Source organism: Virgibacillus sp. LDC1 (assembly GCF_025792345.1).
In the GTDB taxonomy this organism is placed as follows: Bacteria; Bacillota; Bacilli; order Paenibacillales; family Paenibacillaceae; genus Paenibacillus_AQ; species Paenibacillus_AQ lautus.
Map to the genome: position 1 here is coordinate 893767 of NZ_JAOXLZ010000001.1, position 13464 is coordinate 907230.

Sequence of the window (13464 nt, forward strand, 5' to 3'; positions counted from 1 at the left end):
GCAAGTGGATGGATGCGCTGCCTTATTCCATTTTCCTATTCAATCTGCCCTCAGGCTTATTGGAACTGAGGATCTTCTACCGGTGTAGCAACCCAGCCGTTCTCTTCAATGAAAAGACGAACTGCGATGATCTGCTTGTTCTCCATCAATGTGAAGAAGTGAGGCGTATTTTCCGGTACGGAAATGACATCGCCTGGCTCAAGCTCTACATTAAAGTAACCGACATCGTCGGAGCCCTTAATAATGAAGATTCCTTTACCGCCGACAATCGCACGGATTTCGTCTTCCGAGTGGGTGTGAACCTCTTCGAATTTTTTCAGCAGGTCCTCTATATTGGGCGTGGACTCGGAAAGTGTGATGACATCCCAAATTTTGTAGCCGCGTCTTGCAGCCAAGTCGCGAATTTCTTCATCAAAGATGTCCAAAATGCGCTTCTTATCGTCATCACTAAGCTTGAAATTTTCTTGAAGCGCTGCCGGGAGTTTTTCCATATTCCAGTGCTCGTAAACAACCTCTTGGTTATTCAGGAATTCCCGAACATTTTCTTCTCCAGTAATGCGTTCGTTCGTGTTGCGAATCACAATCTCTGCCATAGCTTTAACCCTCTTTCTCCCGTTGGATTAATATGTATTATAGCCCCCCTCACAGCATTTGTCATCTGAAAATGTGGATTTGTACCCATTGCTGCGCAATATTTCAGCTTTTCTATTGAAAAATATTCTGATACACTAAGATTTAACGTTTTCGGGGGAGGTTTACGAGTTGAACAAGCCTAGCTTACAAGAAGTACTTAAAGAACGAATATTAATTCTTGATGGTGCCATGGGTACGATGATCCAGCAGGAGGACCTCTCAGCTGAAGATTTTGGCGGTCCGGACCTTGATGGCTGTAATGAAATGCTGGTCATTCATCGGCCGGATGTCATTCAGAAAATACATGAACAATATCTTGAAGCAGGTGCCGACCTGATTGAAACCAATACGTTTGGCGCAACCTCGGTTGTGCTTGCTGAATACGATATACCTGAACTTGCCCGGGAAATCAACTTGAAAGCGGCTCATTTGGCCCGTGCAGCGGTTGAAAAATATTCCACGCCGGACAGCCCGCGCTATGTGGTAGGAGCGATGGGTCCGACAACCAAGACGCTATCGGTTACCGGCGGTGTGACCTTTGCCGAATTGATCGAGAGCTACGAGGAGCAAGCCGTTGCCTTGATTGAAGGCGGGGTTGATGCGCTTTTGCTCGAAACATCGCAGGATACATTAAACGTGAAAGCCGGGAGCATTGGGATTCGCCAAGCGTTTGATAAAACGGGCGTCACGCTTCCAATCATGATATCCGGTACGATTGAACCGATGGGAACGACGCTGGCCGGACAAAATATAGAGGCATTCTACATTTCTTTGGAACATCTGAATCCCGTATCCATTGGCCTTAACTGTGCAACGGGCCCGGAATTCATGCGTGACCATATTCGCTCCTTATCCGAAATGTCGAGAAGTGCCATTAGCTGTTATCCTAACGCAGGTCTCCCAGACGAGAACGGGCAGTACCACGAATCCCCTGAATCGTTGGCTCAAAAGATGGGGGCTTTTGCTGAAAAAGGCTGGCTTAACATCGCCGGCGGATGCTGTGGGACCACACCCGACCATATTCGCGCTTTAAAACAAACGATGGATGGCTTCTCCCCACGACCGCTGGATGGTGGACATTTGCCGGCATTATCCGGTATCGAGCCAGTTTATATCGAGCAGGAAAACCGACCGTATATGGTGGGGGAGAGAACGAATGTTCTGGGTTCCAGGAAGTTTAAACGATTAATTGTAGAAGGTAAATATGAGGAAGCCTCCGAGATCGCACGTGCACAGGTCAAGAATGGGGCACATGTCATTGATGTTTGCGTACAGGACCCGGATCGTGAAGAATCGGAAGATATGATTAAGTTTCTGGAGCTAGTAGTTAAAAAGGTTAAAGTGCCGCTCATGATTGATACCACCGATCCGGCCGTTATTGACCTGGCGCTGCAATATTCGCAAGGGAAGGCGATTATTAACTCCATTAACCTTGAAGACGGTGAAGAGAAGTTTGAGCATGTGATCCCGTTGGTGCATAAATACGGTGCCGCGGTTGTTGTAGGAACCATTGATGAGACCGGTCAGGCGATCCATCGTGACGACAAGCTGAAGGTAGCCCAGCGTTCTTATGATCTGTTGGTGAACAAATATGGCGTTTCGCCTGAGGACATTATTTTCGACACACTTGTATTCCCGGTAGGTACGGGGGACGAACAATATATCGGATCAGCGAAGGAAACGATTGAAGGCATCCGCATCATAAAAGAAGCCATGCCAAAAGTGCATACGATCCTCGGCATCAGTAACGTTTCCTTTGGATTGCCGGAAGCGGGCCGCGAAGTCTTGAACTCCGTGTATCTGTACGAGTGCACCAAAGCGGGATTGGATTACGCAATCGTGAATACCGAGAAGCTGGAGCGTTATGCCTCAATCCCGGAAGAAGAGCGCCGACTGGCAGAGGATTTGATTTACCGCACCAACGATGAGACGTTGGCTGCTTTTGTGGCGGCATTCCGGGATAAAAAGGTAGAGAAGAAGGAGAAGGTATCCAATCTGACACTCGAGGAGCGACTTGCATCCTATGTAGTGGAAGGTTCCAAGGAAGGCCTCATTCCGGACTTAGATGAAGCATTAACCAAATACGGCGCGCTGGAGATCATTAATGGCCCGCTGATGGCCGGGATGACCGAGGTTGGACGCTTGTTTAACAACAACGAACTCATTGTGGCTGAGGTGCTGCAAAGTGCCGAAGTGATGAAAGCCTCCGTGGCGTATCTGGAATCCTTTATGGAGAAAAACGAATCGTCGGTCAAAGGGAAAATCATGCTGGCCACTGTGAAAGGGGACGTGCATGATATCGGTAAAAACCTGGTGGAGATCATCCTGTCCAACAATGGTTATCAAATCATTAATTTGGGTATAAAAGTACCACCGGAGCAAATTATCGAGGCATACCGTCGTGAGCAGCCTGATGCGATCGGGTTGTCCGGTTTGTTGGTCAAATCAGCGCAGCAGATGGTATCCACCGCACAGGATTTGAAAAACGCGGGCATTAGCGTTCCCATTATGGTAGGCGGGGCCGCTCTGACGCGGAAATTCACGAAGACGCGCATTCGCCCCGAGTATGACGGGATGGTGCTCTACGCGAAGGACGCGATGGATGGGCTCGCATTGGCCAACCAGCTGAGCGATCCGGTGCTGCGGACCCAAATGGCGGAAGAGATTAAGGCGGAGCAAGAAGCGGATGCCGCGGCACCTCAGGTAGTAAAAGTAATGCCGAAGCTGTCTGAAGGACTGCGTTCCAAAATCTCGACCGATGCTCCCGTCTATATACCGCCGGATATGGAGCGGCATGTGCTCCGGAATTACCCGATTTCGCATATCCTGCCTTATATCAACATGCAGATGCTGTTGGGACATCATTTAGGCCTGAAAGGTTCAGTGGAACAGCTGCTGAAAGCCAATGACCCGAAGGCGGTATCGCTTAAGGAAACCGTTGATGGTATTCTGGAAGAGGCCGTTCAATCGGGGATCATACAGGCGCACGCGATGTACCGTTTCTTCCCGGCACAGTCGAGAGGAAATGATATTCTCATATACGATCCGAAAGATACAACAAAAGTATTGCATACCTTTACGTTTCCAAGACAGCAGGTTGAGCCGTACCTGTGTTTGGCGGATTTCCTGAAATCCGTAGACAGCGGGGTAATGGATTACGTTGGATTCCTTGTCGTTACAGCCGGACACGGCGTCGGAAAATTGTCCGGGGAATGGAAGGACAAGGGTGACTATTTGCGCTCCCATGCGCTTCAATCCGTCGCACTGGAAACGGCAGAAGGGCTGGCGGAGCGGATTCATCATATGATGCGGGATACGTGGGGATACCCCGATCCGGCTGACATGACGATGAAGCAGCGCTTGGGTGCGAGGTACCAAGGCATTCGCGTATCCTTCGGGTATCCGGCCTGTCCGGATCTGGAGGATCAGGAACCGTTATTTAAATTGATGCAGCCAGAAGATATCGGCGTTCATCTTACCGAAGGTTTCATGATGGAACCGGAGGCATCGGTATCCGCCATGGTGTTCAGCCATCCGGAGGCTCATTATTTTAACGTGGATAAAGCTTAACATTTGAATACCGGTACAGCCGGTTTGAAATCCTCCGAATGTTTCGGGGGATTTCTCCGGTTTACAACCGAAAGGGGAGAAGAGGGATGGAACTCTATTTTTTAGGAACAAACGCGGGGGTTCCTACGCTGCAGCGTAACGTGACCTCGATTGCACTGCGTATGCTGGAAGAACGAAGAAGTCTGTGGCTGTTTGATTGCGGAGAAGGCACGCAGCATCAAATATTGAAGTCCCCGCTCAAGCTGTCCAAGCTTGAAAAGGTATTCATTACCCATATGCACGGTGATCATGTATTCGGTTTGCCAGGTTTGCTATCCAGCCGAGGTGCCCAAGGGGTAACTTCACCCCTGACGATATATGGTCCCCCAGGTATTAAGGTTTTCATTGAAACTACGCTGAGCATCAGCCAATCGCGTGTCCCTTATACGATGGAGGTTATTGAGCACACCGGTGGCATATTGTTTGAGGATGATAACTTCCTCGTGGAATCGGCAAAGCTGGATCACAGGGCCGAGAGTTATGGCTACCGGATCGTGGAGAAGGATCTCCCCGGCAGTCTGGACCTGAAACGGTTGGCGGATTATGGACTCAAGCCAGGGCCGCTTTATGGCAAGCTAAAAAGAGGGGAGAGCGTGGAACTCGGCGACGGGCGATGGATTCATGCCTCTGATGTGCTCCTGACACCGAAAAAAGGGAGAGTGGTCACGATTCTCGGGGATACAAGGCCATGCCCTGGAGTGGAGACTCTGGCCAAAGGTGCCGATCTTCTGGTTCATGAAGCCACTTTTATGGAGGATCTGTCGGAACTAGCGCACGAATACTATCACAGTACGGCTAAACAGGCAGCGGAAGCAGCTAAACGGGCTGATGTACGATCGCTGTTCCTGACCCACTTCAGCTCCCGGTATAAGGATATTGAGCACTTGCAGCCGCTGCTCAAGGAAGCGCAGGAGATTTTTGAAAATACACGCCTGGCAGAGGATTTCGGATTGTACCCAATCCAGCGCAAATCATAAGTAGACAAAGCTGCTATTTACAGGGAAATATCGAGTGATGGAGTGAATTATTTTCCGGGAAAGCGCAGGAAATGACAAACCGGTTTATAATCACTAACGCTTGGACAGTCTTCGATCTCTTTCGACTGATTTGCCGCCGGGCTGCGATACTCGCCATGAACCTTGCAACCGGAAGTAGCCTTCTTTACAATAATACTAACTGGGGTTTCAGCGTAAGCAAACTTCAGCGCAGTCTATGAACCATGGTTATACATATTTATACCGATATATGCGATGATTGACATCACGGCGATGCCGAGAAAGTTCATACTTTAGCCGATGAATCATTTATGGCGTGAAGGAAAGAAATAAAGAAGGTGCTATCAACTCATGGAAAAACCAAAACCAAAAGGATTACTAATTGATCTGGATGGAACGCTGTATCATGGCCGGCATCGAATTGAGGGGGCAGACCTTCTCATCGAGCGGCTGAAGGAATTGCAGATTCCGTTTCTGTATGTAACGAATAATTCATCAAGGACACCCGAACAGGTTGCGGCGCATCTGATGGAGATGGGGATCCCTGCCTTACCGGATGAAGTATGCACCTCCTCCCTGGCTGCAGCTAAATATATCGCTGAGAAGTCGCCGGGTGCCAAAGTGGCGATGCTCGGAGAAGAGGGGCTCCGTGAAGCGCTTTTGTCTGCAGGTCTGAACATCGTGGAGCAGTCCCCTGACTATGTGATTCAAGGAATCGACCGCTCGTTCCATTACGAGAAGTTAACACGTGCCGTTCGCTGGATTCAGGAGGGAGCCGTGTCGATATTGACCAATCCGGATTTGCAGCTTCCATCGGATACCGGCTTGATGCCCGGTGCAGGTTCGCTGGGTGCTGCGATCGAAGCCGCTTCCGGAGTGAAACCGACGGTCATCGGAAAGCCGTCCTCGATTTTAATGAAATTTGCTTCGGATCGCCTCGGTTTGGCCCCGGAGGAAACTTATGTAATCGGAGATAATATACGTACGGACATCGCGGCTGGCGCGCATGCAGGTTGTAAGACGGTGCTCGTTATGACCGGAATCACGACCGATCACAATATGGAGGCTCATATGGAAGCCACGGGGGTCACACCGGATTTTATCTGCCGGGATTTGAGCGAAGTGAAAAATCTGCTGTGTTCATAATGATCGAGAGTGTACATAAACTTTTGTGATTGACGAAAGGGAAGATGAATCATGCCGGAACTGCCGGAAATGGAAAATTACCGAAGATTGTTATCACAGAGCATTTTGAATGTGCCAATCACGAATGTCGTCGTGAACCGTGAAAAATCACTAAATGTGACGGTTGAAGACTTTACTTCCGTGCTAAAGGGAAGCAAGGTCATTTTTGTGGAACGTCGAGGCAAGCATCTCATATTCCATCTGCATAACGGAGGCAGATTGCTGCTTCACCTCATGCTGGGCGGCATTTTGTATTTAGGGCATAGGGATGAGAAGCGTCCCTCAAGGTCGACTCAGGTCGAGATCACATTTGGTGATCAGGTGCTGTATTTTATCGGTCTGCGTCTGGGTTACTTGCACTTCCTAACGGCCCGAGAAACGGAAAATGCGCTTAAAGAGCTTGGACCTGAACTTCTGGATCGGCGAATGACCAAAGCGCGCTTTGTCGAACTGATCGGAAAACGGCGGGGCGCTTTAAAAACAACGCTGGTCAATCAGCAGGTTGTCGCCGGAATCGGCAACTGTTACGCGGATGAGATTGCCTTCGATGCCCAAATCCACCCGCTGTCCAAAATTCAGGATCTATCGGAGCAGTCTTTAGAGCAGTTATACGAGAGTACCGTTAAAGTGATGCACGAGGCAACGGATGGCGGCGGATATATGGAAATGCCGTTTCAGGAAGGGGACACCCTGACGGGGGCTTATAACGACGAGTGCAAAGTTTACGATCGCGAAGGAGAGCCCTGTGTTCGCTGCGGCACGCCGATCGTGAAGGCGGAGCATACCTCGCGCAAAGTGTTCTTTTGTCCGAACTGTCAGCATGAAGTCTAAAGTCCGGATTGGAAGCCATGTCAGCACACGCGGCGGATTTCTCGCAGCAGCTCAGCACGCAGCCGGCATCGGTTCACTCGCGTATCAGTATTTCCCGAAAAATCCGCGCAGTCTTCACTTGAAGACGCCGGACGTCCGCAATGCCGCCGCATGCTCAACGTTTTGTCAGGAACAAGGACTCGTTTCGATCGCGCACACACCGTATCCGACGAATATGGCGGTTGGCTTAACCCGGGGAGAAGCGTTTTACCAGTTGACCGTAGATTCCCTAAAGAACGATCTCATGATTGCCGAGGCTTGCGGATCGCTGGGTATCGTGGTTCATTTTGGGCATCTCAAGAGTCAGAATGTTCTTGAAGGGTATCAGAATATTATTCGGTGCATGAATGATGTGTTGTCTTCCTGGACGGGCAGGGCCAAGCTGCTGATCGAGAATCAGGCGGGCGACCATGGGTCCATGGGGATGACGCTAGAAGAGAGCGTGAAGGTTAGACAGCTTGCCGATTATCCGGAAAAAATAGGCTTTTGCCTGGATACCTGCCACTTGTTTGCCGCCGGAGGATGGGACATTTCGAATACGGATGAGCTCCTTGCCAGGGGCAAGTCGCTAGCTTATTGGGAATCTACCGTTGCCGTTCATTTGAACGATTCGAAATATGGGGCCGGCTCAAGAAAAGATCGCCACGCCCGCATCGGACAAGGTATGATAGGCACAGAAGCTCTGAAACGTCTGGTTCTGGCACCGGAACTTGCGGGCAAGGCATTTGTCCTGGAAAGTGAAAAAGGGGCTGACGGCACGCATCGGGAAGACATCGCCAAGGTGCTGTCCTGGTCCTGATTAAGGGAGAGAGTAATATGATTCATCTGTATTTAGACGACTGGCGTCCCAATCCGAAGGGATTTGCGCTGGCTCGAAACGGGGAAGAGTGTTTGCTGATGCTCCGTGAATGCGAAGTGGACGTTCTGTCGCTTGACTTTGAACTCGGGCATGGCCAAATGAACGGCGGAGACGTGGTTACAGCCATGATCGCCGAAAACCTGCAGGCCAAGGAAATATATTTGCATACCTCAAGTCCGTCAGGCCGAAGAAAAATGTATGAGCTGCTCTATGAGCACATGCCGAAAAGCGTCAAGGTCCACAATGGACCGATGCCCGAATCCGTGCTGCGGGAAGTTGCCCAGGGTGCAAGATGATTGAGGTTACGCAGCGTGAATTGACGGAGAGGCTTGAATGGCACGAGCGTCTGACGAAACGGGATGCGAATGCGGATCCTGTCATCATATTTTTACATACGCCATTATGCGGCACATGTGCCGCAGCGCGTAAGATGATCAACATCGTGGAACATGTGGTGCCGGATGTACAGCTGCTTGAAGCCGATGTGAACTTTCTTCCGGGCATTGTGGAACGGTATCAAATCCGCAGCGTACCTGCATTGTTGGCCATCCAGTCCAGCCCCCTCGCTGAGCCGGAGGTGCTGTACCGGATGGGTTCCGTGCAGGATATCGTAAGTTTTGTTAGGAGCGTGAAGCCGTGATTTCGCTACAGCATGTGTCGCTCGTCAGAGGGAATCGTCATATTCTGCATGATGTTAGTATTGAGATGAAGCCGGGACAGAACTGGGCTATCTTGGGCAGGAACGGATCAGGCAAAACGACGCTGCTGGAAATGATGACAGGCTATATGTTTCCTTCCAGCGGGCGCGTTGAGGTTCTTGGCCATGTATACGGTCAATGTGACGTTCGGGAGGTCCGCAAATCGATCGGTTATATTAGCCAGTCGTTATTGGAGAAATTGACGCTGAGCGACCCGGTCTGGGAGGTTGTGGCAACAGGGGCTTACGCCTTTCTGCGCTTCTACCAGGACATACCGGAAGAGGCCAGAAACCTAGCGTATACCCTACTGAACGAAATGGATTTCGACCATTTGGCGGAGCAGCCTCTCGGGATATTGTCCCAGGGTGAACGGAAAAAGGTGATGCTGGCACGATCCCTCATGGCCGATCCAAAGATTCTGATTATGGATGAACCGTGCGCTGGTCTGGATTTGTATGAAAGGGAGAAGATGCTGCATGAGATTGACCGGCTGAGGCAGCGTAATATTACGGTCGTGTACGTCACGCATCATATCGAGGAGATTGTCCCTTTATTTACTCATGTGGCGCTTATTAAAGACGGACGGTTGACGGCCGCGGGACGCAAAGAAGAAGTTTTGAACCATGAACTTATCAAACAAACTTATGATATCGACGCTCAGCTGGAATGGGATGGCGGACGTCCCTGGATCAAAGTTATTTCTGGAGGTTAATCCGTTTGGACGAATTAAAAGTTATGCAAGAGCATGAGGAACAGAATGAAAATCGCGGAGATTTCCACAGCAAGTGGGTATGTACGGCTAACCATGGTTTTGCTCCTTACGCCCAAGAAGAGCTGCAGCGGATGTTTGGCAGTGTAAAGAGCACGATGTTGATGCCGGGCGAGGTGTTTTTGGCGACACTCGGCAGTTCCGAAGATGAGGCTAGGCGGCTAATCGCGTCTTCCCCGCCTATATTTCTGCGGCATCTGTTTCCAGTACATCTGGAAATAACAGCTGATACCGCTGTCGAAGCATTGCATGGGGTCGTTCAGCATGTCATGAAGCGGGAGGAGATCGGTCGGAGCCGCGTGTCCATCCAAATCCGCAAGACCGAGAACAGCTCGTGGAAGGATAACCCGGCTGAGCTTCGGGATGAATTACAGCATCGCTTGGCTGCAATGGAACTTGAATACACGGTCCAGGCACCGGAATGGATTATTTCACTATTCGCTGCTGACGGCGTCTGGTACGTTGGCGTGTCGCGGCCGGAGGACAACCTGTCGGATTGGAACGGAGGCGCCGTCCGCTTTCAACGGGAAGAGGGACAAATCTCAAGAGCCAAATTCAAGCTCCTTGAGGCGGAGAAGCAGTTCGGGATTCCGTTTGATTCCTTCCGCAAGGCTGTCGATATCGGAGCAGCGCCTGGCGGATGGACATCCTTTCTATTGGAGCGCGGCCTGCAAGTTACGGCAGTTGATCCGGCTAAAATGCATCCATCACTGGATGGGCATAAGAACCTTCGTGTCGTCCATAAGAATGCGGCGGACGTTTCGTTTAGAGAGCATGAATTCGATCTGCTGGTATGCGACATGAGCTGGAGCCCCAAACTGATGGCCAGAATGGTGACCGGGCTTCTGTACAGTCTTCAGACGGGCGGCACGGCTGTCATCACGGTAAAGCTGCTGACTAAGAAACCGATGGCGCTGGTGAAAGAAATCATGTCGGTGTTTGAAGCGTCCAGAATGCAGATTCAGGGAGCGAAGCAGCTGTTCCATAATCGGGACGAGATTACGCTATATATGATTAAGTATTAAAAAAGTCTTTACAAGTGAATGTATCATGTTCTATAATGATTCCAAAATTAACCAACGACAACAACAGGGAAAGCATCCCGCTCTTCATCACGATTCAGTGATGTGGCGGAGTGCTTTCCTTTTTTGTTGTGCTTGTAAGTCAGAGGAGAGGGCGTTGACATGAATCAGCCTTGCAGATTGGTACATGGGGAAGTGTTGGGTGAGCGTTACGTGATTGACCGCGTGATTGGTGAAGGGGGGATGAGCTGTGTCTATCTAGCCGAGGATCTGAAGCTGCCCGGGAAGAAATGGGCAGTGAAAGAGAGTTTGTCTGAACCCGGGATGCAGCGCGCTGTTCAGGACGAGGCACAGCTTCTGATTAAACTCAGTCACCCGCGGCTGCCGCGCATTGTCGATTTTTTTCATGCTCAGGCTACTGGATACACCTATTTAGTTATGGATTATATTCAGGGCATGACATTGGAGAAGTACTTCCGGGGATATCGGGGAAATGTAAATCCGGACTTCATTATGGAACTGACCGAGCAATTGCTGGATGTTCTGGAGTATCTCCATAACCACGAACCCCAGGTTATATTCCGAGATTTAAAGCCATCGAATATTATGCTGACCGATCAGCTGGAGGTTAGACTCATCGATTTTGGAATCGCGAGAAGTTATAAACAGGAGAGCGGCGAGGATACGGTCAAGCTAGGCACGGTTGGATTTGCAGCGCCGGAGCAGTATGGAGGTAGGCAAAGTGATGCAAGATCGGACCTGTATGGGCTTGGAGCGCTTCTGCTTTATCTCTCAACCGGCGGCAAATTCAGTGAATGGATAACGGGCGTGGAGCGGCATATTCGTGGCGATTTACCTAGAGAGCTTGTGCCCGTTATCCGAAAGCTGCTGCAGTATGCTCCGGAGCACCGATATCAATCCGCCTTGGACGTTCGTTCAGCGCTTAGCAGGCAGCAGCCGATAACGGCAAATTTATCGGGTGTTCAGTCCAATACGCTGGCCGGGACGCTTGTGGCGGCCGTATTGGGGGCATCGTCCGGTGTAGGAACAACGCACAGCTGCATCGCATTTGGGCATTACTTGGCTTCAAGGTACGGGAAGGTAGCGATCGTAGAGATGAGCGCAAAATCCACCGCTTTTACCCGGATTCAGGAGATTGCCGAGGGCGGGAAGCTGGGGTCTATCCGAAAGTTCGAAATTAACGGGATTCACTTTTGGCGGCAAACAGCCAGAACGGAAGTGATCTCGCTGCTCGGGGGGAGTTACGATGCGGTTGTGTTGGATTTGGGAGCATACCGGGACAGCGAACGGCTTGAGGAGTTCCTTCGGGCCGATCTTCCTATCGTTATCGGATCAGGAGCGGAGTGGCGACAGCATGATGTGGTGACGCTGGCCCGGATGCTGTCAAGACATCCACAGCCGGCCAGGATCTATGCACTGCCTCTTGCAGGCGAAGAAACGGTTCAAGAGATGAGAAGAACGCTAGGGACGAATAAAGTTCATTCATTGCCCCTGCAATTGGACCCTTTTGAAGTGCCGGACAGCAGCCGTGAGGCTTTTGCACAGTTATTTCAGGACTACTTGCCGCCGGCAGAAAGGAAGCGAAGATTCAGGTTTCTAAAGAATTAACTGCATATGAACTGAAGGAGATGAAGCAATGCCGATTATCAGGAGGCGTAGCCGCAAACTGATATTTGCCGGACTTGCCGGCGCAGCTGTGACAGGTGCCGTATGTGCCGGCGCAATGATGTATTATGTGCACGGCTATAAAGAGCAGCAGAGTATGGAGCGTACTAAATACGAGCAGCGAATCACGGAGCTTGAAGAGACGCAGCTTCAGCAGCTCAATTCAATGAAGGTTGCATGGGTTCCGTTAAAAGATATTCCGCCCGGTCATTTCATAGATGCAAAGGATATCAAGGAAGTGCGTTTGCCTGATGACGGTTCTGCCGGGAATCTGTTCTCGGTCAAGGAAGAGATTGCAGGGAAGGGAGCCAAGATCGAACTGCTGCAGGGAACACCGATAACTCGCTCCATGCTCTTTGAAGAAGAGCCGACGCCGTCCGATCTTCGTCATCGGGAGATGAAGTCCGTATATCTGCCAAGCAATTTACGCCAAGGGGACGTTATCGATGTGAGGGTCCAGTTTCCTACCGGACAGGATTACATCATTTTATCCAAGAAGAAGATCGACAGGCTTCAGCATCCAGCGTTCTGGACAACGTTAAGCGAACAGGAGATTTTATTGCTTTCCAGCGCTTTGGTGGATGCTTATCTGCATGATGCAACGCTCTATGCACTTACCTATGTAGAGCCGGAGCTGCAAGAGAGAGCGATTCCTAACTATCCTCCGAACGCTGAAGTAACGAAGCTGATTGCAAGCAACCCGAATATTGTGAAGAAAGCCGAGAAGTTTTTGGAGGTCACTCTGCGAAGCACGCTGGAAGAGGATTTAAGCAAGCTTCAGCCGAATCAGCAGCCGAATCAGCAGGCCCAGGTATCCGACATGCATCATAACTCTATCTTTGCTGGCGGTGCAAGGAGTCCGGATTCATGGAGCCCGGCATCCCATATAAGCTCCCAAGCGAAATCTTCAAATGATACGAATTGGAATACCGCTGACATCCGTCAAGAGGATGAGGCAAGTTCAGAGACTCCTCCGCTCCGCGAAGAGCGGGATTCAGAAGTGGAGCAGATTTTGGGGTCAGCCGATCCGGCAGATTCCGAGGCGAGCAGTGATAAGGAATCACAAGAAGCGGATTTGATATTCTCAAGTCCTTAGTAAATACAAGGCAAAGCCCGAAGAACAGATGGTAAGTGAAGG

At 50.5% G+C, this 13464-nt stretch carries 12 protein-coding genes; 11 read left to right on the plus strand and 1 reads right to left on the minus strand.

Annotated elements, in window-relative coordinates; genetic code table 11:
• Positions 1–56: 56 nt before the first annotated feature.
• Positions 57–593: a cupin domain-containing protein gene (locus tag OHJ21_RS04255; protein ID WP_071218227.1), complete on the minus strand. Its 537-nt coding sequence runs from the start codon at positions 591–593 to the stop codon at positions 57–59.
• 169 nt (positions 594–762) lie between these two features.
• Here OHJ21_RS04255 and metH point away from each other — a divergent pair, with 169 nt between their 5' ends.
• The 11 genes from metH to OHJ21_RS04310 all read left to right on the plus strand — a co-directional run bounded on the left by metH (position 763) and on the right by OHJ21_RS04310 (position 13422).
• Entirely contained in the window at positions 763–4203 is a 3441-nt protein-coding gene (gene metH, locus OHJ21_RS04260) for a methionine synthase (RefSeq protein ID WP_486019351.1), read from the plus strand.
• A gap of 86 nt (positions 4204–4289) precedes the next feature.
• Positions 4290–5219: a ribonuclease Z gene (gene rnz, locus OHJ21_RS04265; RefSeq protein WP_326112820.1), complete on the plus strand. Its 930-nt coding sequence runs from the start codon at positions 4290–4292 to the stop codon at positions 5217–5219.
• A gap of 369 nt (positions 5220–5588) precedes the next feature.
• Positions 5589–6383, plus strand: coding sequence for a TIGR01457 family HAD-type hydrolase (locus OHJ21_RS04270; protein WP_394056696.1), 795 nt, complete (start codon positions 5589–5591; stop codon positions 6381–6383).
• A 51-nt stretch (positions 6384–6434) separates the two neighbouring features.
• Entirely contained in the window at positions 6435–7253 is an 819-nt protein-coding gene (gene mutM / locus OHJ21_RS04275) for a DNA-formamidopyrimidine glycosylase (RefSeq protein ID WP_486019352.1), read from the plus strand.
• Positions 7243–8091, plus strand: a complete 849-nt coding sequence (locus tag OHJ21_RS04280; RefSeq protein ID WP_100536465.1) for a deoxyribonuclease IV — start codon at positions 7243–7245, stop codon at positions 8089–8091. The genes mutM and OHJ21_RS04280 overlap by 11 nt, the downstream gene beginning before the upstream one ends.
• Positions 8092–8108: 17 nt before the next feature.
• On the plus strand, positions 8109–8447 hold the full coding sequence (locus OHJ21_RS04285; RefSeq protein ID WP_100536466.1) for a cyclic-phosphate processing receiver domain-containing protein: 339 nt from the start codon (positions 8109–8111) through the stop codon (positions 8445–8447).
• Positions 8444–8791 carry a thioredoxin family protein gene (locus OHJ21_RS04290; RefSeq protein WP_486019353.1) on the plus strand — a complete coding sequence of 116 codons (348 nt, stop codon included), beginning with the start codon at positions 8444–8446 and terminating at the stop codon, positions 8789–8791. The genes OHJ21_RS04285 and OHJ21_RS04290 overlap by 4 nt, the downstream gene beginning before the upstream one ends.
• Positions 8788–9561: an ABC transporter ATP-binding protein gene (locus OHJ21_RS04295; protein ID WP_486019354.1), complete on the plus strand. Its 774-nt coding sequence runs from the start codon at positions 8788–8790 to the stop codon at positions 9559–9561. Before OHJ21_RS04290 ends, OHJ21_RS04295 begins: the two co-directional genes overlap by 4 nt.
• A 5-nt stretch (positions 9562–9566) precedes the next feature.
• Positions 9567–10643: an SAM-dependent methyltransferase gene (locus OHJ21_RS04300; protein WP_486019355.1), complete on the plus strand. Its 1077-nt coding sequence runs from the start codon at positions 9567–9569 to the stop codon at positions 10641–10643.
• Positions 10644–10802: 159 nt separating this feature from the next.
• The gene (locus tag OHJ21_RS04305; protein WP_100536470.1) at positions 10803–12269 is read left to right on the plus strand and encodes a serine/threonine protein kinase; all 1467 of its coding nucleotides are present in this window, start codon (positions 10803–10805) and stop codon (positions 12267–12269) included.
• Positions 12270–12297: 28 nt separating this feature from the next.
• Positions 12298–13422 (plus strand): SAF domain-containing protein, encoded by a 1125-nt coding sequence (locus OHJ21_RS04310; RefSeq protein ID WP_486019356.1) that lies wholly within the window; start codon positions 12298–12300, stop codon positions 13420–13422.
• Positions 13423–13464 lie beyond the last annotated feature (42 nt).

Excerpts from the sequence above, each read along its gene's own strand:
- OHJ21_RS04285 (WP_100536466.1), top strand. The coding sequence starts at position 8,109 with ATGATTCATCTGTATTTAGACGACTGGCGTCCCAATCCGAAGGGATTT.
- OHJ21_RS04280 (WP_100536465.1), top strand. The coding sequence starts at position 7,243 with ATGAAGTCTAAAGTCCGGATTGGAAGCCATGTCAGCACACGCGGCGGA.
- OHJ21_RS04255 (WP_071218227.1), bottom strand. The coding sequence starts at position 593 with ATGGCAGAGATTGTGATTCGCAACACGAACGAACGCATTACTGGAGAA.
- OHJ21_RS04305 (WP_100536470.1), top strand. The coding sequence starts at position 10,803 with ATGAATCAGCCTTGCAGATTGGTACATGGGGAAGTGTTGGGTGAGCGT.
- OHJ21_RS04270 (WP_394056696.1), top strand. The coding sequence starts at position 5,589 with ATGGAAAAACCAAAACCAAAAGGATTACTAATTGATCTGGATGGAACG.
- rnz (WP_326112820.1), top strand. The coding sequence starts at position 4,290 with ATGGAACTCTATTTTTTAGGAACAAACGCGGGGGTTCCTACGCTGCAG.
- OHJ21_RS04310 (WP_486019356.1), top strand. The coding sequence starts at position 12,298 with ATGCCGATTATCAGGAGGCGTAGCCGCAAACTGATATTTGCCGGACTT.
- OHJ21_RS04290 (WP_486019353.1), top strand. The coding sequence starts at position 8,444 with ATGATTGAGGTTACGCAGCGTGAATTGACGGAGAGGCTTGAATGGCAC.
- mutM (WP_486019352.1), top strand. The coding sequence starts at position 6,435 with ATGCCGGAACTGCCGGAAATGGAAAATTACCGAAGATTGTTATCACAG.